The 19,299-nt window shown below is 62.1% G+C and carries 16 protein-coding genes; 7 read left to right on the top strand and 9 right to left on the bottom strand.

Going from position 1 to position 19,299, the window contains the following annotated elements; genetic code table 11:
* Position 1 precedes the first annotated feature (1 nt).
* Positions 2-3,526, top strand: coding sequence for a molybdopterin cofactor-binding domain-containing protein (locus NMB39_RS15645; protein ID WP_494340483.1), 3,525 nt, complete (start codon positions 2-4; stop codon positions 3,524-3,526).
* Positions 3,527-3,671: 145 nt separating this feature from the next.
* On the opposite strand, the gene NMB39_RS15640 is transcribed toward NMB39_RS15645, so the two are convergent.
* The gene (locus NMB39_RS15640; protein ID WP_494340484.1) at positions 3,672-4,340 is read right to left on the bottom strand and encodes a TetR/AcrR family transcriptional regulator; all 669 of its coding nucleotides are present in this window, start codon (positions 4,338-4,340) and stop codon (positions 3,672-3,674) included.
* A gap of 159 nt (positions 4,341-4,499) precedes the next feature.
* On the opposite strand from NMB39_RS15640, the gene ggt reads away from it, so the two are divergent.
* Together ggt and xth are read left to right on the top strand one after the other, a co-directional pair.
* Entirely contained in the window at positions 4,500-6,224 is a 1,725-nt protein-coding gene (ggt, locus tag NMB39_RS15635) for a gamma-glutamyltransferase (RefSeq protein ID WP_494340485.1), read from the top strand.
* 60 nt (positions 6,225-6,284) lie between these two features.
* Positions 6,285-7,079: an exodeoxyribonuclease III gene (xth, locus tag NMB39_RS15630; protein WP_057022413.1), complete on the top strand. Its 795-nt coding sequence runs from the start codon at positions 6,285-6,287 to the stop codon at positions 7,077-7,079.
* Here the strand turns inward: xth and NMB39_RS15625 are convergent.
* The 4 genes from NMB39_RS15625 to NMB39_RS15610 all read right to left on the bottom strand — a co-directional run bounded on the left by NMB39_RS15625 (position 7,076) and on the right by NMB39_RS15610 (position 11,611).
* The gene (locus tag NMB39_RS15625) at positions 7,076-8,593 is read right to left on the bottom strand and encodes an FAD-dependent oxidoreductase (protein WP_494340486.1); all 1,518 of its coding nucleotides are present in this window, start codon (positions 8,591-8,593) and stop codon (positions 7,076-7,078) included. The two genes, xth and NMB39_RS15625, sit on opposite strands and share 4 nt — an antisense overlap.
* Positions 8,594-8,678: 85 nt before the next feature.
* Positions 8,679-9,209: an AAA family ATPase gene (locus NMB39_RS15620; RefSeq protein ID WP_057022411.1), complete on the bottom strand. Its 531-nt coding sequence runs from the start codon at positions 9,207-9,209 to the stop codon at positions 8,679-8,681.
* Positions 9,206-9,769, bottom strand: a complete 564-nt coding sequence (pnuC, locus tag NMB39_RS15615; protein ID WP_057022410.1) for a nicotinamide riboside transporter PnuC — start codon at positions 9,767-9,769, stop codon at positions 9,206-9,208. The genes NMB39_RS15620 and pnuC overlap by 4 nt, the downstream gene beginning before the upstream one ends.
* A 207-nt stretch (positions 9,770-9,976) precedes the next feature.
* A complete protein-coding gene (locus NMB39_RS15610; protein ID WP_057022409.1) occupies positions 9,977-11,611 on the bottom strand; it encodes a methyl-accepting chemotaxis protein in 1,635 nt (544 codons plus the stop codon).
* A 227-nt stretch (positions 11,612-11,838) separates the two neighbouring features.
* On the opposite strand from NMB39_RS15610, the gene NMB39_RS15605 reads away from it, so the two are divergent.
* Positions 11,839-12,669 (top strand): undecaprenyl-diphosphate phosphatase, encoded by an 831-nt coding sequence (locus NMB39_RS15605; protein WP_057022408.1) that lies wholly within the window; start codon positions 11,839-11,841, stop codon positions 12,667-12,669.
* Entirely contained in the window at positions 12,666-13,049 is a 384-nt protein-coding gene (locus tag NMB39_RS15600) for a DUF1294 domain-containing protein (protein ID WP_057022407.1), read from the top strand. Before NMB39_RS15605 ends, NMB39_RS15600 begins: the two co-directional genes overlap by 4 nt.
* Here the strand turns inward: NMB39_RS15600 and NMB39_RS15595 are convergent.
* The gene (locus NMB39_RS15595; protein ID WP_057022406.1) at positions 13,038-13,394 is read right to left on the bottom strand and encodes an MmcQ/YjbR family DNA-binding protein; all 357 of its coding nucleotides are present in this window, start codon (positions 13,392-13,394) and stop codon (positions 13,038-13,040) included. The genes NMB39_RS15600 and NMB39_RS15595 overlap by 12 nt on opposite strands.
* On the bottom strand, positions 13,391-14,299 hold the full coding sequence (locus NMB39_RS15590) for a LysR substrate-binding domain-containing protein (protein WP_056845880.1): 909 nt from the start codon (positions 14,297-14,299) through the stop codon (positions 13,391-13,393). The genes NMB39_RS15595 and NMB39_RS15590 overlap by 4 nt, the downstream gene beginning before the upstream one ends.
* Positions 14,300-14,424: 125 nt before the next feature.
* Between NMB39_RS15590 and NMB39_RS15585 the strand changes: the two genes are divergently transcribed.
* The gene (locus tag NMB39_RS15585; RefSeq protein ID WP_494340487.1) at positions 14,425-15,036 is read left to right on the top strand and encodes an FMN-dependent NADH-azoreductase; all 612 of its coding nucleotides are present in this window, start codon (positions 14,425-14,427) and stop codon (positions 15,034-15,036) included.
* A 190-nt stretch (positions 15,037-15,226) separates the two neighbouring features.
* Positions 15,227-16,264 carry an alpha/beta hydrolase family protein gene (locus NMB39_RS15580; RefSeq protein ID WP_494340488.1) on the top strand — a complete coding sequence of 346 codons (1,038 nt, stop codon included), beginning with the start codon at positions 15,227-15,229 and terminating at the stop codon, positions 16,262-16,264.
* On the opposite strand, the gene NMB39_RS15575 is transcribed toward NMB39_RS15580, so the two are convergent.
* Positions 16,258-17,427 (bottom strand): MFS transporter, encoded by a 1,170-nt coding sequence (locus NMB39_RS15575; RefSeq protein WP_306957860.1) that lies wholly within the window; start codon positions 17,425-17,427, stop codon positions 16,258-16,260. The genes NMB39_RS15580 and NMB39_RS15575 overlap by 7 nt on opposite strands.
* Before the next feature lie 182 nt (positions 17,428-17,609).
* Positions 17,610-19,196 (bottom strand): ABC-F family ATPase, encoded by a 1,587-nt coding sequence (locus tag NMB39_RS15570; protein ID WP_080889092.1) that lies wholly within the window; start codon positions 19,194-19,196, stop codon positions 17,610-17,612.
* Between the last annotated feature and the right edge of the window lie 103 nt (positions 19,197-19,299).

The raw sequence follows: 19,299 nt of genomic DNA, 5'->3' as shown, positions 1-19,299 counted from the left end.
CATGACCGAAACGACCCTTTCCCGTGAGCAGTGGCTGGCCAAGGCCGGTGTATTGCTGATTGTCGATGATGTATTGCCGCCGTCGGGGCCGGTGGCCAAGGGCGGCACGCCCACGGTGAAACCCAAGGAGCTGGGGTTGTTTATCGCTGTGAACGATGATGGCCTGGTGTATGCGTTCAATGGTCATGTGGACCTGGGGACCGGCGTGCGCACGGCGTTGGCGCAGATCGTCGCCGAAGAGCTGGACCTGGGCATGGACCAGGTGAGGATGGTGCTGGGCGATACCGCGCGTGCGCCGAATCAGGGCGCGACCATTGCCAGTGCGACCTTGCAGATTTGCGCTGTGCCCCTGCGCAACGCAGCAGCAGAGGCGCGACGCTTTTTGCTGGCGCGGGCGGCAGGACGCTGGGGCGTCAGTACCGCCAGCCTCAAGGTCGAGGCCGGTGTTATCCACGCCGCCGATGGGCGCACCACCACCTATTCCGAGCTGGTCAGCGGCCAGCATGACCAAGTGCGCATCAGCGGCAACGCGCCGCTCAAGGCCACCGCCGACTACCGCCTGGTCGGCCAGGATACGGCCCGCGTGGACATCCCCGGCAAAGCCACCGGCGAGCTGACCTATGTGCACGACATGCGCGTGCCGGGCATGCTCCATGGCCGGGTGGTGCGCCCACCGTATGCGGGGCTCGACTGTGGGGAGTTTGTTGGCAATAGCCTGTCGAGTGTGGACGAAACCTCCATCGCCCATATCCCCGGTATCGTCGCGGTGGTGGTGATCCGGGATTTTGTCGGCGTAGTGGCGTTGCGCGAAGAACAGGCGATCAAGGCTGCCGCCGAGCTGCAGGTGCAATGGAAATCGTGGGCTCACGCGGCGCCGGATATGCGCGACGTGGCGCAGGCCATTCGCGCTAACCCGCGCGTGCGCCGCACCGTGCTCGATCAGGGTGAGGTCGATGCCGCCCTGGCCAATGCCAGCCAGCGCATGCCGCGCACTTACCTGTGGCCTTACCAGATGCACGCCTCCATCGGCCCATCCTGCGCCGTGGCGGACTATCAGGACAGCGGCAGCCGCGTATGGTCCGGCAGCCAGAACCCGCACCTGCTGCGTGCCGACCTGGCCTGGCTGCTGGAGTGCGATGAAGCCCTGATCGAGGTGATTCGCATGGAAGCCGCCGGCTGTTACGGGCGCAACTGTGCCGACGATGTGTGCGCCGACGCCTTGTTGTTGTCCCGGGCGGTGGGCAAGCCAGTGCGCGTGCAACTGACCCGTGAACAGGAACATCTATGGGAGCCCAAGGGCACCGCGCAATTGATGGAGGTGGATGGCGGCTTGAACGCCGATGGCAGCATCGCCGCCTATGACTTCGAAACCAGCTACCCGTCCAACGGCGCGCCGACCCTGGCACTGCTGCTGACCGGCCGCGTCGAACCGGTGGCGGCGATGTTCGAAATGGGCGACCGCACCTCGATCCCGCCTTATGACATCGACAATATGCGCGTAACCATCAATGACATGGCGCCTATCGTGCGGGCCTCGTGGATGCGTGGCGTGTCGGCTTTGCCCAACACCTTTGCCCACGAATCCTATATCGATGAACTGGCTTTCGCCGCCGGCGTCGATCCGGTGGAATACCGCCTGCGTTACCTCAAGGACCCGCGCGCCATCGACTTGGTGAAATCTACCGCCGAACGCGCCGCCTGGTCCCCACGCACCGCGCCGATGCAAACCGCCAGCGATGACCACCTGTTACGTGGCCGCGGCTTTGCCTATGCGCGCTACATCCACAGTAAGTTTCCCGGCTTCGGCGCGGCCTGGGCCGCATGGGTAGCGGACGTGGCTATCGATAAACACACCGGCGATGTATCGGTGACGCGGGTAGTGATCGGCCATGACGCGGGGCTGATGATCAACCCGGCGGGGGTTGAGCATCAGATTCACGGCAATGTGATCCAGTCCACCAGCCGTGTGTTGAAGGAGCGGGTGACCTTCGAGGAATCCACGGTGGCGAGCAAGGAGTGGGGCGGTTACCCGATCCTGACCTTCCCCGAGGTGCCGAAGATCGATGTGCTGATGATGCCGCGCCAGGACCAGCCGCCCATGGGCGCCGGTGAATCGGCGTCGGTACCCAGCGCGGCGGCGATTGCCAATGCGATCTATGACGCCACCGGTATTCGTTTTCGCGAGTTGCCGATCACCCCGGAGCGAGTACTGGCGGCATTGAATGCCGGCACCTTGGCTGAGCCGGCCAAGTCGCCACAAAAACGCCGCAAATGGTGGTTCGGCGCGCTGTTCGCGACCCTCGGAGCGCTGCTGGCCACGGCCTGGCCGTTCCACAGCGAAATCGCGCCTATCGCACCGCCCAGCCCCGGCACCTGGTCCAAAGCCACCCTGGAGCGCGGGCGCCTGCTTGCGGCGGTCGGCGACTGCGCGGTGTGCCATACGGCGCCGGGCGGAGCGCCCAATGCCGGCGGCCTGGCCATGCAGACGCCGTTCGGCACCTTGTATAGCAGCAACATCACCCCGGATGTGAACACCGGCATTGGCGCCTGGTCGTACCCGGCATTCGAACGGGCAATGCGTGACGGCATCGGGCGCGACGGGCGTAACCTGTATCCGGCGTTTCCCTATACGGCGTTTCGCAATATCAACGAGGCGGACATGCAGGCGCTGTATGCCTACCTGATGTCCCAGGCGCCGGTCAGCCAGGCACCGACGCCGAACGCGATGAAGTTTCCGTTCAATGTCAGACCCTTGATGGCGGGGTGGAACGCACTGAACCTGAGGCGCGGCGAAATCACCCCGCAGCCTGAGCGCAGTGAACAATGGAATCGCGGCAATTATCTGGTCAATGGCCTGGGACACTGTGCCGCGTGTCATTCGCCGCGCAACCTGATGGGGGCGCAAAAGGGCGGCAAGGCATTCCTCGCCGGCGGTGTGGTCGATGGCTGGGAGGCCCCGGCGCTGACGGGGTTGTCCAAGGCCCCGACGCCCTGGACCGAAGACCAGCTGTTTAGCTATTTGAGCACCGGCTATTCCGACGCCCATGGTGTGGCGGCGGGCCCGATGGGGCCAGTGGTGAGCGAATTGTCGAAGCTGCCGAAGGCGGATATCCGTGCGATGGCGGTGTACCTGGCTTCGCTCAATCACGAAGCGGCAGCGCAGGCACAGGTCGCAGCAGCGGCTGTACCGAATCCGAACGGCCGGCGCGTCTTCGAAGGTTCGTGCAGAGCCTGCCATGCCGATGGGCTGGGGCCGAAACTGTTTGGGGTCAGCCCGTCATTGGCGACCAATACCAATGTATTCAGCGACCAGCCGGATAATTTGATCAAGGTGATTTTGCAAGGTATTTCCCAGCCGGCGACCCGCGACCTGGGGTATATGCCGGGGTTCAGGGACAGCTTGTCGAATACCCAGGTGGCGGATCTGGTGGCCTACTTGCGCGGGCGATTTGCGCCGAACGCGCCACAGTGGCAAGGGCTGGAACAGAAGGTCGCTCACTTGCGTGCCAATCCCGGCAGCCATTGACAGTGGGAGAAGCGGCACAACGATTCGACTTGTCCCCGATATAGATGGGGCTGACCCACCGCCATCGGGGGCAAGCCCCCTCCCACATTTTGACTGTACTCACAAATCAGAGTGTGGGAGGGGGTTTGCCCCCGATGGCAGTAGTTCAGTTAATAAAACCCTTGGCTGACACACTGTCAGGCATGACGCCGCGCAGCACCAGGTCGGTGATGAATGCCAGCCAATCCTGCTGCTGTCCCTTGTTCGACAGGTCTTCACCCAGGAACGAACTGAGGGTATGGCGGTTGGAGTTGTAGAAGTAGCACAGCGAAGCAATCATCAAGTACACATGCTTGAGGTCGATGTCCTGGCGAAACACGCCCTGGGCCTGGCCGGCCTCGATGATCGGGCGCAGCACGCCGACCGCCTCACCGGACAACCGACGCATTTCGCTGGACTGCCGGGCATGCTTGCCCTGATGCAGGTTCTCGATACTCAGGATCGCTACGAATTCGGGATGCTTGACGTAATAGTTCCAGATAAACGCCACCAGCTCGCGCAGGGCCTGGGCCGGTGCCGCAAGGTCCAGCTTGAGCTTGCCCTCGGCCTGGTTGAACTGCTCGTAGATATGCTCCAGCACGCAGGTGAACAGTTGTTCCTTGCTGCCGAAGTAGTAATAAAGCATGCGGTCGTTGGAGTCTGCGGCCTTGGAAATGCTGTCGACGCGCCCGCCGGAATAGCCGTCGCGGGTGAACACCTTGACCGCCGCCTGCAGGATGCGCGCCCGCGTCTGGTCGGCCTGTTGGGCGCGGATACCACTCTTCTTGATCGCCATCTATAGGGCCTTGCTAGACACTCAGGGCGCGAAATATAGCATGGGCTTTTTCGGGCCCGTTCTACCACCGACAGGTTCTGTAATAAAAACGCCATTGCGCTGGGGAATAAATCCGCGAGGGGCTATTTTGGTGCATCTCAATAACCAGAGTAGCCATGGATGAAATACCTACCTTTGAGCCGCACCTTGATTGCCACGGTGCTGGTGTTGACGCTCAGCGGCGTGCAAGCCGCGTCACAGGCCCCGGTCGCCGGTGAAAATGGCATGGTGGTGACGGCCCAGCATCTGGCCACGCATGTTGGCGTGGATGTACTCAAGGCCGGGGGCAACGCGGTGGACGCGGCAGTGGCCGTAGGCTACGCGCTGGCCGTAGTGTACCCGGCGGCGGGCAATCTCGGCGGCGGCGGTTTCATGACCGTGCAACTGGCCGACGGGCGCAAGACCTTCCTCGACTTCCGCGAAAAAGCCCCGCTGGCGGCGACTGCCGACATGTACCTGGACAAGGCCGGCAACGTGGTCGAGGGCCTGAGTGCCAAAGGCCATCTGGCGGTTGGCGTACCGGGCACCGTTTCCGGCATGGAACTGGCCCTGAGCAAATACGGCACGCTCAAGCGTGACCAGGTGATAGCCCCTGCGATCAAGTTGGCGGAAAACGGCTTTGAACTGGAGCAGGGCGATATCGACCTGTTGCATACCGCCACCGGCGAGTTCGAAAAAGACCAGGATTTGCGCGGGATCTTCCTGCACAACGGCCAACCGCTGCAGGTGGGCCAGAAACTGGTGCAGAAAGACCTGGCCAAGACCCTCAGGGAAATCTCCGCCAAGGGCACCGACGGCTTCTATAAAGGTTGGGTGGCCAAGGCCCTGGTGGACTCCAGCCAGGCCGGCAAAGGCATCATCACCCAGGCCGACCTCGACAAATACAAGACCCGTGAGTTGGCGCCCATCGAGTGCGATTACCGTGGCTACCACGTGGTGTCGGCACCGCCACCCAGCTCGGGTGGCGTGGTGATCTGCCAGATCATGAACATTCTCGAAGGCTACCCGATGGCCGACCTGGGCTATCACTCGGCCCAAGGCCTGCACTACCAGATCGAAGCGATGCGCCATGCCTATGTGGACCGCAACAGCTACCTGGGCGACCCGGATTTCGTGAAGAACCCGATCGAACACCTGCTCGACAAGAACTACGCGGCGAAACTGCGTGACGCCATCGAACCGCATAAAGCCGGGGATTCCCAGGCGATCAAGCCGGGGGTGTCGCCCCATGAAGGCAATAACACCACCCACTATTCCATCGTCGACAAGTGGGGCAACGCGGTTTCGGTGACCTACACCCTCAACGACTGGTTCGGTGCCGGCGTCATGGCGAGCAAGACCGGGGTGATCCTCAACGATGAAATGGACGACTTCACCGTCAAGGTCGGCGTGCCGAACATGTACGGGCTGGTCCAGGGTGAGGCCAACGCCATCGCGCCGGGCAAGGCGCCGCTGTCGTCGATGAGCCCGACCATCGTCACCAAGGATGGCAAGGTAGTGATGGTGGTCGGTACGCCGGGGGGCAGCCGCATCATTACCGCTACCTTGCTGACCATCCTGAATGTCATCGACTACAAGATGAACATCCAGGAAGCCGTGGATGCACCGCGCTTCCACCAGCAATGGATGCCTGACACCACCAACCTGGAGACCTTCGCCGTCAGCCCAGACACCCAGAAAATCCTCGAAAGCTGGGGCCACAAGTTTGCCGGCCCCCAGGATGCCAATCACCTGGCGGCGATCCTGGTGGGGGCGCCGTCCCTGGATAGCAAGCCGGTGGGCAACAACCGCTTCTATGGGGCGAACGACCCACGACGTAATACGGGCTTGTCCTTGGGGTATTAAAGGAACATCCGGGTCCCTTCCAGGCTCTACCCCAAGAGCCCTGGAAGAGGAACCAACCCGATGAAAGCGTTGAAAATCGCCACCTTCAACATCAACGGTATCCGCGCGCGCCTGCCTAACCTGTTGCACTGGCTGCAGCGCGAACAGCCGGATATCGTCTGCCTGCAGGAGCTCAAGGCGCCGCAAAGCCTGTTCCCCTATGTTGAGTTTGAAACCGCCGGCTACGGCGCGATCTGCCTGGGCCAGGCGTCGTGGAATGGCGTGGCGATCCTGGCGCGGGATGCGCAGCCCTTGGAAAGCCGGCGTGGTTTGCCCGGCGATGACAGCGACACCCAGAGCCGCTATATCGAAGCGGCAGTGCACGGCGTGCTGGTCGGCTGCCTCTACCTGCCCAATGGCAACCCGCAACCGGGTCCGAAATTCGACTACAAACTGGCCTGGTTCGAGCGCCTGATCGACTATGCCAAGGCCCTGCAAGCCAGTGAGCATCCAGTGTTGCTGGCGGGGGATTTCAATGTGGTGCCCACCGACCTGGACATCTACAACCCGCGGTCCTGGCTCAAGGATGCCTTGTTGCAGCCCGAGAGCCGCGCCTGCTACCAGCGATTGCTGGAGCAGGGCTGGACCGATTCCTTGCGCCACCTGTATCCCGAAGAGCGCGTCTACACCTTCTGGGATTACTTCCGCCAGCATTGGCAGAAAAACTCCGGCCTGCGCATCGACCACCTATTGCTCAACCCCGCCCTCAAGCCGTACTTGAAAGATGCCGGCGTCGATGCCTGGGTCCGCAACGAGGCCCACGCCAGCGACCATGCGCCGACCTGGATTCAATTGGGCACGCGCAAAAAGCGCTAACCTTCGTGAATCAACCCAAGGGCTTCGGCCTTGTTCAACGGACTCTGCATGCGCTGTGACAGGCGCGCCATCGCCTGCGGATATTCGCAGGCGACCACGGCTTCCACCTGATCGTCATGGCAGAGCAGGGCGATGAAGTGGTGTCGCTGCAAGTCGCCCTCGATGTACAGGCGGTTCCAGTGTTGTCCATGGCCGAGCACCTCGAATGTCTTGCCAAAGTGGTAGGTCCAGAAGAAGGGCACGTCGGCATAGGCCTGGGCGGCGCCGAGCATGTTGCGTGCCGCCAGCACCCCCAACTGCTGGGCCAGGCGCCAGTGTTCGATGCGTGTTGGCTGATGGTTCCAAGGGAAGGTCAGGTTATCGCCGGCAGCCCATAACCCGGGGGCGGCTTGCAGGTGGTGATCGGCCAGGAGCGACTGGTCCTCGGCTTTACTGACACCCTCGATAAAACCCGTGGCAGGCGTTACGCCGGCACCGATCACCACCAGGTCGGCCGCCAGTCGTTTACCGTTTTTCAGCAGTACCGTACCGACCGCGCCGTGGCCGTCCAGGCTCACCGGCTCGGTATTGCCGTGGAAGATCACGCCATTGTCTTCATGCAACTGTCGCAGGGCGGCGCCGATGCGTCGGCCCAATTGCGCGGCAAGTGGAACGTCATGGCGGCTGACCACTTGCACCACCAGGCCGCGCTGGCGCAGGGCCGACGCGGCTTCCAGGCCGATAAAGCTGTCGCCGATGATCACTGCGCAGGCTGCCGACTCTGCGGCCGCGTCGATGCGTGCGGCATCTTCGCGGCTACGTAGCACGAAGACGTTGCTCAGCACGGCGCCGGGAATATCCAGTGACTGCGGCTGGCCGCCGGTGGCAAGCAGCGCAGCGTCGTAGTCGAAGTGGCGACCGTCAGCCAGTTCGATGCGTTTGGCAACGGCATCCAGGCGTTGCACCTCACCCTGCATACCGAGGGTGTCGAAGGGCGCGTCTTCCAGCAGGGGTGGCGTATCCTGCGGCGCCATTTGCCCTGCGATCACGAATTTGCTCAAGGCGGTGCGGTCGTAGGCCGGCGCCGATTCGCGGTCGATCCACAGCAGGCGCCCGGTAAAACCCTCGCGGCGCAAGGTGGCGACCGCTGCGGTACCGGCCGCTCCCGCGCCGATCACCGCGAAGCAACGCGAGTCATCGATCACGACCGTGGGTGCAGGGTCAACTGGCGCGTCACCGACACTGACCACACCATCGCGAACCTGCACCGGGTATTGCTTGAGCGCCACTAAGGCTGGCGGTTCGAGCACCGCCCCATTGGCCACGGCAAAGGTTGCCTTGTGCCAGGGGCAGACGATGCGGCCTTGGCAGATAACGCCTTCTTCCAGTGGCGCGCCGGCGTGGGGGCAATCGGCCTGGAAGGCGCGTACCTGGCCTCCACTGCGTACCAGTAATAGCGGGTGCGCCGCCGTTTCGACGCGAACGCCACGGTTCTCGGGCAAATTGATCAGGCGGGCAACGATGCGCATATTCATAGGCCAGTCTCCTTTGAAAGGTTGACTGGCGGTCACAGCGATGGACTGCGTTGACCCGACGGTCGGTGCAGGTGGCGGTGCGTTGCTACGCGGGTTGGGCGAGCAGTCGCTCTACTGCAGCAAATGCCGCCGTGCGGCGGTCTTGCCAGGTTCCGCGAATCACCAGTACTGGCTGTCGATGCTGCTGCATCCAGTCCAGGCTCGCCTGAAAAAACGCGCGGCGGTCTTCAAGCTCCGGCTGGCAGCGCTGGCCGTCGGCGCACCATTGCACATCCTCGGGGGAGAGCAGCAGGTGCAGGTCGTAATGCCGGGCCAGCAGTTCGCTGTCGAGCCAGCCGGGGTAGTCGCCGAACAGAGTCTGACTCCACAGTTTGTTGGCCAGCAGGTGCGTGTCGAGCACCAGCAGGCCAGGGCGTTCGGCGCGGGCAGCGTCTTCCCATTCCAGCTGGCCACGGGCAATCGCCGGGATATCCGCCAGGCAGGTGTCACGCTGATGGTGATCGATGAAATAGCGCACGTACTCGCCGACCATCAGCCCGCCGAAGTGTGCGTGCAACTCGGCAGCCAGCCAGCTTTTACCACTGGATTCCGGGCCTGCCAGCACTACCACCTTCATGGCTGCAACGCCGGGTCGGCGCGCCATTCACGCCAGCCTTGCACAGCGATGGCGGTGAACAGCGCGTAGAGCGCGGCGGTGAGGTAGAGGCCTTTGTAGAGGAAGAGCCCGACGAATATTACATCCACCACAATCCACAACGGCCAGCACTGCAGGCGTTTTTGCGCCATCCACATTTGCGCCACCAGGCTGAAACCGGTAAGGGCCGCGTCGAGCCATGGTTGTGCGGCGTCGGTCCAGTGGGCCATGGCGGCGCCGAGCAACAGGCTGCCAACGGCGCCCACGGCCAGGCTGGTCATGATCGCAGGTGCCCCCAGGCGGGTGACCTGGCGACCCTGCCTGACCTCGCCGGCGCGGGTCCATTGCCACCAGCCATAGACTTGCAACGCGGCGTAGACCACCTGCAGCAGCATGTCGGAGTAGAGTTTTACCTCGAAGAAAACCCAGGTGTAGAGCAGCACCATTACCAGGCCGATGGGCCAGCACCAGGGGTTCTGCTTGACCGTCAGCCAGACAGCGATCACCCCCAGGGCGGCGGCGAACAGTTCAAGCCCGGACATGGTGGATCCTTGGGAAGTGGGAGAGGGCGGTGATTGTACCTAGAGGTCAGCGATCTTCAAACTTGCGTGCAATGGGCATACATCGTACAAAAATGTGGGAGGGGGCTTGCTCCCGTTTACGTTGGATCAGTCAGCTCATTTGCAACTGACCCACCGTAATCGGGAGCAAGTCGAATCGTCGCACCGCCCCTCCCAAAGTTGCCGGCGCTAGATTCGGAATTGGCGCAGCAACCCATCAAGCTGCTCACTCAGCCCACGCAACTGCCCACTCGCCACGCTGGATTGTTCCGCCGCCAGCGCCGTGCTGTGGGACAACCCTGCGGCCTGGGTGACGTTCTGGTTGATATCTTCGACCACATGGGCCTGTTGCAGGGTGGCGCTGGCAATCGAGGCGTTCAAACCGTTGAGGTTGTGCAGCGCCTGGCCGATGGCGGTGAGGCTGGCCCCCGCCTGGCCGGCCTGCTCGATGGTCAGTTGCGAGGCGCTGTGGCTGTCGCTGATGACCTTGACCGCCGCTTCCGAGTGGCCTTGCAAGCGCTCGATCATTGCCTGGATTTCGGCGGTGGATTTCTGCGTGCGCTGGGCCAGCAGGCGCACTTCATCGGCGACCACCGCAAACCCACGGCCCTGTTCGCCAGCGCGGGCGGCTTCAATGGCGGCGTTCAGGGCGAGCAGGTTGGTTTGGTCGGCGATGGAGCGGATCACTTCGAGGACGCCGCCAATCTGAGTGCTTTCGCTGGAGAGCGTGCGAATCACCTCTACGGCCTGGCTGATGGTGTTGGAGAGCTGGTCGATCTGCTGCAAACTGCCATCGATGTTGACCTGGCCCTGTTGCGCCTGGGCTTGGGCATCGCGCATTTCGCTGGCGGCATGTTCGGCATTCTTCGCCACGTCCTGCACGCCGTAGGTGACTTCATTGATAGCGGTAGCCACCAACTCCATCTGCTGCGATTGCTGCTGGCTGCGGTCGTGGGCCTGGCTGGCGTTGTGGCCCAACTCCGTGGACGACTGGCCCAGGGCGGTCGCGCATACCTGCAACTGGCCAACCACCTGGCGCAACTTGGCGGTGAAGCTGTTGAAATGCCGGGCCAGTTGGGTGAGCTCGTCGCTGCCGTGGGTGTCGAGGCTGCGGGTCAGGTCGCTTTCGCCGCTGGCAATATTGCCCATGGCGTTCACGGCCGCCTGCAACGGCTGCACGATACTGCGGGCAATCAGTGATACCAGCAGACCCATGACCAGCGCGATGCCTAGCACAATGAACGAGGCTTTCCACACCTGAGCGTTGAATTCAGCCTGCACATCATCCACATAGACGCCGGAGCCGATAATCCAGCCCCAGGGTTCGAACAGCTGGATGTACGAGGTTTTTTCCACCGGTGCTTCGGCCCCAGGTTTCGGCCAGCGGTAGTTGACGATACCGGCGCCCTTGGCCTTGGCCAGACTCACGAACTCGTTGAATACGGCAAAGCCGTCCGGGTCGCGAATCGCCGAGAGATTCTGGCCATCGAGCTTGGGGTTGGCCGCGTGCATAATCATCACGGGGGTGAGGTCGTTGATCCAGAAGTAATCATCGTGGTCATAGCGCAGCCCGCGCACTGCGCTGAGGGCTTGCTGCTGCGCGGTATCGCGGGTCAGTACGCCGGTCTTTTCCAGGTTCTGGTAATAGCTGAGCACGCCGCTGGCGGTCTGCACCACATGCTGGGTCTGTTGGCGCTTGGCCTGGTAAAGGTCGCCACGGATCTGGTTGAGCATCAGCAACCCCAAGGCCAACAGCATCAACACGGCGACTATCAGGATCAGCCAAAGGCGGCGGCTGATCGACATGCTGCGCAAACTGTTCATCGTCCTGTCACTCCATGCTCTTTATAATTGTGGTGCTGCTTCGAGATTTCCGGCGTGTCTGATAGGCTTTCGGCCCGGAATCGGAAAACCTGAGTACTGCCTGATTTTTCACGGAATTTTTGCAGACCGGCGTTGAGAATCAACCGCGGGCGCTTGAGTGCGCTCGTCGTCAGTGAACTTTAAAAAAACTTAAGAGGCATGCCACGCGCGTGACCTTTGGAGACAGCATGGATTTTTGGACCGCCATACAGGCATTGATTCTCGGCATCGTCGAGGGGCTGACGGAGTTCCTGCCGATCTCCAGCACCGGCCACCAGATCATCGTCGCCGACCTGATCAATTTCGGCGGCGAACGTTTCGAAGCCTTCAATATCATCATCCAGCTCGGCGCGATCCTCGCGGTGGTCTGGGAGTTTCGCCGCAAGATCCTCGACGTGGTCATCGGCCTGCCGACCCAGCCCAAGGCCCGGCGCTTCACCGTCAACCTGATCATTGCCGTGTTGCCGGCGGTGGTACTGGGGGTGATTTTTGCCGACCTGATCAAGCACTACCTGTTCAACCCGATCACCGTCGCCACCGCCCTGGTGGTAGGTGGCGTGATCATGCTGTGGGCCGAGCGCCGCCAGCATGCGGTGCGCGCTGAAACCGTGGATGACATTACCTGGAAAGACGCCCTCAAGGTTGGCCTGGCCCAGTGCCTGGCGATGATCCCGGGTACTTCGCGCTCCGGTGCGACGATTATCGGCGGCCTGCTGTTCGGCCTGTCGCGCAAGACCGCCACCGAATTTTCGTTCTTCCTGGCCATGCCGACCATGGTCGGTGCCGCGGTGTACTCGGGCTACAAATACCGTGACCTGTTCCAGCCGGCCGACCTGCCGGTGTTCGCCATTGGCTTTGTCACCTCGTTCATCTTCGCGATGATCGCGGTCAAGGCGTTGCTCAAATTCATCGCCAGCCACAGCTACGCGGCGTTTGCCTGGTACCGAATCGCCTTCGGCCTGGTGATCCTGGCGACTTGGCAGTTCGGCTTGGTCGACTGGACTGCAGTCAAGCCATGAGCGTCCAGCATCCACGCCTGAAGGCGCTGATCTTTGCGCTGCTGTGCGCCGCGCCGCTGTTGGGCTCGGCGTTGCTGTGGTATCGCGGTGAGACGGTGATCCCGTTGGCGGCGTATGGGCTGGTCAGCGTGGTGGCGTTTTTCCTGTACTGGAGCGACAAGCGCAAGGCCCAGACCGAAGGCTGGCGCACCCCGGAAAACATCCTGCATGCCGTCGAGCTGGCGGGCGGTTGGCCGGGGGCGTTGATCGCCCAGCAGGTGTTCCGGCACAAGACGCGCAAGGTGTCCTACCAAGTGCTGTTCTGGGTGATCGTGCTGTTGCACCAGGTGTTCTGGTTGGACCAGCTGTTCCTGGGCGGCACGTTGCTGTCAATCCTCTAGCAACAGGCCAATCTGCGTGCGCTTGGGCAGCTTGCTCACCACCAGTTGGTGGGAGCGCTGCAACAGGCCGCGCAGCTCGTCGGCGCCCAGCGGGTAGGGCGTGTTCATGATGATCCACTGTGCCCGGGCCAGATATGGCGCCGGGTGGATGCCCGGGCGGTCGACGTGGCCCAGGAACAGGTCCTTGTCCACTTTGAATGCCAGCGATTCACCACGCAGGTTCTGCAGGGCGAACATCTTGTTGCCGGCAATCGAGAACACGCGCACGCCGCCCCATTTGTAGTCTTCCCGCGCACCAGGCAGGCCCAGGCAGAACGCGGCGACTTGTGCTTCGCTCAGGCTCATAGCAAACGGTCTCCACAGCCTTTGAAGCCTTCTTCCAGGTAGTCGATCCAGGCGCGGATGGCTGGCAACACACCACGTCGATGCGGGTACACGGCTTGCAACCAGCCGCCCGGCAATGACCATTGCGGCAGCAATTGCACCAGGCGGCCACTGGCCAGTTCTTCCTCGCAATACATCATCGGCAGCACCGTGAAGCCCAGACCCATGATGGCGCTGGCCTTGCGCACGATAAAGTCTTCGATGCCCAGCCGGGCCTCCATCACCAGGTCGTAGGGGTTGCCCTGAGGGTCGAGGATGCGCTGGTGCACCATGCGATCCGCCTCAAGTGCACCAAGTACGGGCAGTTGCCTGAGGTCGTCGAGGGTATGTACCTGCCGCTCACGCATCAACGCGGGGCTGGCGACCAGTACGGTCTGGGCCTGGCGCAGGCGCTTGGTCACCAGCAGCGGGTCTTCATCGCCCAGTTCGCGCACGCGCAGGGCCACGTCAATGCCTTCGGCCACCAGGTCGACGCGGCGGTTGACCAGGGTCATATCCAACTGCACCAACGGATGCGCGGCAAGAAACCCGGCCACCAGTTCCGGCAGGATGTGTTGGGCCAGGCCCACCGGGCAACTGACCCGCAGGCGCCCACGGGGCTCGCTGGACATGCTCGCCACGGCCTCATCGGCCATCTCCGCTTCCAGCAACATGGCCTGGCAATGGCGCAAGTAGCGCTCGCCGACGGCGGTCAGCGTCAGTTGCCGGGTAGTTCGTTGCAACAGGCGGGCGCCCAGGCGTTCTTCTAATTCGGCGATGCGCCGTGACAGCCTGGACTTGGGAATCCCGAGTAGCCGCCCGGCCGCAGCGAAACCGCCGGCTTCGACGACTTTGGCGAAATAGTAGAGGTCGTTGAGGTCTTGCATGCTGGGCCTATTGTCCTGTCAGTGGGACAAACTATCGCATTTTAGCTGGCTTATCGACCATTGGTTTCATGCGTAGCATCACCACCATCTGATCGCCACTGTCGATCCCACCTCGGAGATCCACCATGAAACTACTGCATATCGATTCCAGCATCCTCGGCGACAACTCCGCTTCCCGCCAGCTCAGCGCCGGTGTGGTCAAGGCGTGGCAAGCGGCTGAACCGGGCGTGGAAGTGACTTACCGTGACCTGGCCAGCGAAGGCATCAACCACTTCTCCGGTGCCACCCTGGGCGCATTGGGTACGGCCGAAGAACTGCGCGATGCGGCGCAAAAACACGAGGCTGAACTGAGTGCAACGTCGCTGGCTGAATTCCTGGCTGCCGATGCCGTGGTCGTGGGTGCGCCGATGTACAACTTCACCATTCCTACCCAGTTGAAAGCCTGGATCGATCGTATCGCGGTCGCCGGCCAGACCTTCCGCTACACCGAAGCCGGCCCGGAAGGCCTGTGCGGCAACAAGAAAGTCATTATCGTCTCCACCGCCGGCGGCCTGCATGCGGACCAAGCTTCGGGCGCCGCCCATGAAGGTTACTTGAAACTGCTGTTTGGCTTCCTCGGCATCACCGATATCGAGATCGTTCGCGCCGAAGGCCTGGCCTACGGTGATGACGCGCGCAGCAAAGCGTTGAGCGATGCCAACGCGCGCATCAACCAGCAGTTGTTCGCAGCTGCGTAAGGCTTTTGTAAATAGCATCTTTCCCGGTTTCATTCTGAAGCCGGGCGCCTAAACTCTGTATTCTGATCGCCTGAACGCGAGCGGAGTACGGAGTTTTTTTGTTTATGGCCCAGGTTATGCAACCATTGCTCCAATACCCTGGGCTTTTATTCGCCATGCCGGTTTTTGCGCAGCAAAGGTGGACGTCCCCATGATGCGTCTTTGTGCTGTTTTGGCTCTCTCCCTGCTCGGCGGCCTGTTTTCAGTGCACGCCGCCCCGGCACCGCACCCCCATTGGAGCGTGGGCTTTCATCGCATGAGTGTGCTCGATCCGCTGGATTCGCAGCCGATGAAAGCCATTGCGTTTTACCCTTCCACCGAGGCCGAGCACACCACGCCACTGGGCGCGTATCAGGTCGCCGCCAGCGAAGATTCCAAGGTCGCCATCGGCCGTTTCCCGATGCTGATGCTGTCCCATGGTAATACCGGGACGCCTTTGGCCTTGCACGACCTGGCTACTTCCCTGGCACGCAAGGGGTTTGTGGTGGTGGCAGTGCTGCACCCTGGCGACAACTACAAGGACCACAGCCGCCTGGGCACCGTGAGCAACCTGTATGGCCGGCCGATCCAGATTTCCCAGGCCATTACCGCCGCGCTGGCCGACCCGATGCTGTCGCCTTTCGTCGATATTGATCAGATCGGCGTCATCGGCTATTCAGCCGGTGGCGAAACGGCGCTGATCCTCGCGGGCGCCAAGCCTGATTTCGAGCGCCTGCGCCGCTACTGCCAGCAACGCCCCGAGGACCGCGATGCCTGCACCACCAACGGTGAGCTGGTGGTCGACCGCGATGACTTGCAGCCCCAGGCCGACCCGCGTATCCATGCCCTTATGCTGATGGCGCCGCTGAGCCTGATGTTCGGTCGCCATACCCTGGCGGACGTGCACGTGCCGGTGCTGCTCTACAGTGGCGACGGCGACCAGTTGGTGGCGGTGGACAAGAACGCCGCCGCCCTGGCGCGTAAGCTGCCGCAGCCGCCGGACTTCAAGCTGTTGGTCGGGGCAGGGCACTTTGTGTTCATGGCGCCGTGTGACAGTAATCAACTGGCGACGATGCCGGCGATCTGCACCGATGCCGATGGGGTTGACCGGGAAGGTATCCATCGCGACATGGTCTCCGAAGCCGGGCGCTTTTTCAGCCATACCCTCGGCGAGGTGACCCGCGCCGGTTTGCAGACAGCTGATCAGTAGGCGCGGCGCCTGAGCAGTACGGTGAGGGCGAGTGCACTGACCGACAGCAAGGCCGCGCAGAAAAAGATCCAGCCGTAGCCGAGGTTCAACGCCACGGCGCCCATCAGCGGTCCGGCAATCGCCAGGGCCAGGTCGAAAAATACCGCATAGGCGCTCAACCCCGCACCGCGGCTGCTGTCCGGCACCTGCTTGATGGCCTCCACCCCCAGCGCCGGGTACACCAGCGACAAGCCAAAGCCAGTCAGGCCGGCGCCGATCAAGGCCGCGCCGGTGGACGGCGCCAGCCACAACAGGGTCAGGCCCAGGGTTTCGATGAGCATACAGCCGATGGCGGCGGTGAACCCGCCAAAGCGGCTGATGGCGGAGATAAACATCAGGCGCGACAGGATAAAACACACGCCAAATACCGTCAGGCAGTACGCCGCACCGGTCCAGCCACGATTGAGGTAATACAGGGTGATAAAGGTTGTCAGCGTGCCATAGCCGATCGAGGCCAGGCACAGGCTGGCGCCGAACGGTGCGATTCGCCCGAACACCGCCCAGAACGGCAGCCGCTCACCGCGCACCACCGGCACTGATGGCTTATTGCGGATCAGCACCAGGCCCAACGCCGCCAACACTGACAGCGCAATACCGAGGCTGATGTAGCCATATTCCGCGACCATCACCACGCCTAATGGCGCACCAATGGCAATGGCGCCGTAGGAAGCGATACCATTCCAGGAAATCGAACGCGCGGTATGTTCGACGCCTACCGCGCCCATGCACCAGCTGATGGTGCCCACGCCGATCAGGCCCTGGGCCACGCCCAACAACAAACGGCCGACGATCAGAATCCCCAGGCTCAAGTTCGGCAGGCTTTCCAGCAGCGTGGCGATAAATGTCAGCACACCGCTGATCAGGATGCCAGCCAAACCCAGCACAATCGCCCGCTTGGTGCCGACGTTATCCGACACCCGTCCGGCCATCGGGCGGCTGAGCAGCGTGGCCAGGTATTGCGAGCCAATGGCGATACCGGCCACTACCGCGCTGAAACCCAGTTGTTCATGCACATAGCCTGGAATCACCGCAATCGGCAGGCCGATGCAGATAAAGGCGATGAAGGTATAGAAGACGATGGAGACGATCTGCAGGGTGATCGACAGGGAAGAGGGGGCAGGCATGGCACTCGTTCGCTGGCGGGCGGTACGGCCATGATGGCATAACCCGCTATCAAATGTGGGAGGGGGGTTGCCCTCGATAGCAATGTCTCAATCAATACATCTGTTGACTGATACTTCGCTATCGGGGGCAAGCCCCCTCCCACATTTGGATCTGCTTTTTTTCTTGCAGCCAAGCGCTGTTCTTAGAACACCACGCCCTGGCTACGCAGGTAGTCGTCATAGGTGCCGCTGAAGTCGATCACGCCGCTCGGGCTCAACTCGATGATGCGGGTGGCCAGGGACGATACGAACTCACGGTCGTGGCTGACGAAGATCAGCGTACCCGGGTAGTTCTCCAGCGCCAGGTTCAGCGCTTCGATGGATTCCATGTCCAAGTGGTTGGTCGGTTCGTCCATGATCAACACGTTTGGCTTTTGCAGGATCAGCTTGCCGAACAGCATGCGGCCTTGCTCGCCACCGGAGATCACCTTGACCGACTTGAGGATCTCGTCGTTGGAGAACAGCATGCGCCCCAGGGTGCCGCGGATCACTTGCTCGCCCTGGGTCCACTGGCCCATCCAGTCGAACAGGCTCATGTCGTTTTCGAAGTCACTCGCGTGATCCTGGGCGTAGTAGCCCAGTTCTGCGGCGTCGGTCCACTTGATGCTGCCGGCATCCGGGGTCAGTTCGTTGACCAGGGTACGCAGCAGGGTGGTCTTGCCGATGCCGTTCGGGCCGATGATCGCCACGCGCTCGCCAGCTTCAACCTGGAAGCTGAAGTCTTTGAACAGCGGCTTGCCGTCAAAACCTTTGGCCATCTTTTCGACCATGACCGCCTGGCGGTGCAGCTTTTTAGTCTGCTCGAAACGAATGAACGGGCTCACACGGCTCGAAGGCTTGACCTCGGCCAGTTGGATCTTGTCGATCGCCTTGGCACGGGATGTGGCCTGCTTGGCTTTCGAGGCGTTGGCCGAGAAGCGGCTGACGAAGGATTGCAGCTCGGAGATCTGCGCTTTCTTCTTGGCGTTGTCCGACAGCAGCTGCTCGCGGGATTGGGTCGCCACGGTCATGTACTCGTCGTAGTTGCCCGGGAACAGGCGCAGCTCACCGTAGTCCAGGTCAGCCATGTGGGTGCACACGCTGTTCAGGAAGTGACGGTCGTGAGAGATGATGATCATCAGGCTGGAGCGCTGGGTCAGGATGTTTTCCAGCCAGCGGATGGTGTTGATGTCCAGGTGGTTGGTCGGTTCGTCGAGCAGCAGCACTTCCGGGTCGGAAAACAACGCCTGGGCCAGCAATACGCGCAGTTTCCAGCCAGGGGACACTTCGCTCATCGGGCCGAAGTGCTGCTCCAGGGGAATGCCCAGACCCAGCAACAGCTCGCCGGCGCGGGACTCGGCGGTGTAGCCGTCCATCTCGGCGAACTCGGTTTCCAGCTCGGCCACGGCCATGCCGTCGTCTTCGCTCATTTCCGGCAGCGAATAGATACGGTCGCGCTCGGCTTTGACCTTCCACAGCTCCTCGTGGCCCATGATCACGGTGTCAAGCACGGTGAATTCTTCATAGGCGAACTGATCCTGGCGCAGTTTGCCCAGGCGCACATTCGGCTCCAGCATGACCTGGCCGCCGGATGGGTCAAGGTCGCCGCCGAGAATTTTCATGAAGGTCGACTTGCCGCAACCGTTGGCACCAATCAAGCCATAGCGGTTGCCGGCGCCGAACTTGACCGAGACGTTCTCGAATAGCGGCTTGGCGCCGAACTGCATGGTGATGTTAGCTGTGGAGATCAATTACTTTACCTATCAATGGGTTGCGAGCGTGACGGCAGGTGCCTTCAGGCATGCGTCAACAGCGACATCAAGGCGCGAAACCCGGTCGCTGAGCGAAAAATTT

The sequence above is a fragment of the Pseudomonas sp. FBCC-B545 genome, from assembly GCF_059134095.1.
Note: the sequence above shows the minus strand (reverse complement) of the source record. Positions and strands in the feature narration are given on the sequence as shown.

What these genes read in the sequence shown, in the direction of transcription:
- pnuC (WP_057022410.1), bottom strand. Translation starts at nt 9,769, where the DNA reads ATGTCCGGGCTTGAACTGTTCGCCGCCGCCCTGGGGGTGATCGCTGTC.
- NMB39_RS15600 (WP_057022407.1), top strand. Translation starts at nt 12,666, where the DNA reads ATGAGCGTCCAGCATCCACGCCTGAAGGCGCTGATCTTTGCGCTGCTG.
- NMB39_RS15595 (WP_057022406.1), bottom strand. Translation starts at nt 13,394, where the DNA reads ATGAGCCTGAGCGAAGCACAAGTCGCCGCGTTCTGCCTGGGCCTGCCT.
- NMB39_RS15645 (WP_494340483.1), top strand. Translation starts at nt 2, where the DNA reads ATGACCGAAACGACCCTTTCCCGTGAGCAGTGGCTGGCCAAGGCCGGT.
- NMB39_RS15605 (WP_057022408.1), top strand. Translation starts at nt 11,839, where the DNA reads ATGGATTTTTGGACCGCCATACAGGCATTGATTCTCGGCATCGTCGAG.
- xth (WP_057022413.1), top strand. Translation starts at nt 6,285, where the DNA reads ATGAAAGCGTTGAAAATCGCCACCTTCAACATCAACGGTATCCGCGCG.
- NMB39_RS15590 (WP_056845880.1), bottom strand. Translation starts at nt 14,299, where the DNA reads ATGCAAGACCTCAACGACCTCTACTATTTCGCCAAAGTCGTCGAAGCC.
- NMB39_RS15620 (WP_057022411.1), bottom strand. Translation starts at nt 9,209, where the DNA reads ATGAAGGTGGTAGTGCTGGCAGGCCCGGAATCCAGTGGTAAAAGCTGG.
- NMB39_RS15610 (WP_057022409.1), bottom strand. Translation starts at nt 11,611, where the DNA reads ATGAACAGTTTGCGCAGCATGTCGATCAGCCGCCGCCTTTGGCTGATC.
- NMB39_RS15575 (WP_306957860.1), bottom strand. Translation starts at nt 17,427, where the DNA reads ATGCCTGCCCCCTCTTCCCTGTCGATCACCCTGCAGATCGTCTCCATC.
- NMB39_RS15640 (WP_494340484.1), bottom strand. Translation starts at nt 4,340, where the DNA reads ATGGCGATCAAGAAGAGTGGTATCCGCGCCCAACAGGCCGACCAGACG.
- NMB39_RS15580 (WP_494340488.1), top strand. Translation starts at nt 15,227, where the DNA reads ATGATGCGTCTTTGTGCTGTTTTGGCTCTCTCCCTGCTCGGCGGCCTG.
- ggt (WP_494340485.1), top strand. Translation starts at nt 4,500, where the DNA reads ATGAAATACCTACCTTTGAGCCGCACCTTGATTGCCACGGTGCTGGTG.
- NMB39_RS15585 (WP_494340487.1), top strand. Translation starts at nt 14,425, where the DNA reads ATGAAACTACTGCATATCGATTCCAGCATCCTCGGCGACAACTCCGCT.
- NMB39_RS15625 (WP_494340486.1), bottom strand. Translation starts at nt 8,593, where the DNA reads ATGAATATGCGCATCGTTGCCCGCCTGATCAATTTGCCCGAGAACCGT.